Here is a 337-nt window from a genome sequence, read left to right as displayed (position 1 = left end):
AGCAACCTTCAGCGGTCAAGTACAAGCCGCAGGTAGCCTAGACTCATTCCAACCAAAAGATATTCAAGCCTCAGCTAGAGGCAGCTTAAATATTGCCGGCGGCAATATCCAAATTCAACAAGCACAATTAAACGAAGGTCGCTGGCAAACTGCTATAGAAGCCTCTAATCTCCAGTTGCATCGTTTAACAACATTGCCAAATCGTTTACCAGCAACCTTCAGCGGTCAAGTACAAGCCGCAGGTAGCCTAGACTCATTCCAACCAAAAGATATTCAAGCCTCAGCTAGAGGCAGCTTAAATATTGCCGGCGGCAATATCCAAATTCAACAAGCACAA

General features: G+C 45.4%; 1 protein-coding gene. It reads left to right on the top strand.

Annotated elements, in window-relative coordinates:
* A partial coding sequence (locus MiSe_RS50030; protein WP_226595073.1) for a hypothetical protein occupies positions 1–337 on the top strand: 337 nt, incomplete at both ends.

It is taken from the genome of Microseira wollei NIES-4236 (genome assembly GCF_020521235.1).
Classification (GTDB): domain Bacteria; phylum Cyanobacteriota; class Cyanobacteriia; order Cyanobacteriales; family Aerosakkonemataceae; genus Microseira; species Microseira wollei.
This window is presented reverse-complemented; position numbering and strand designations above follow the sequence as displayed.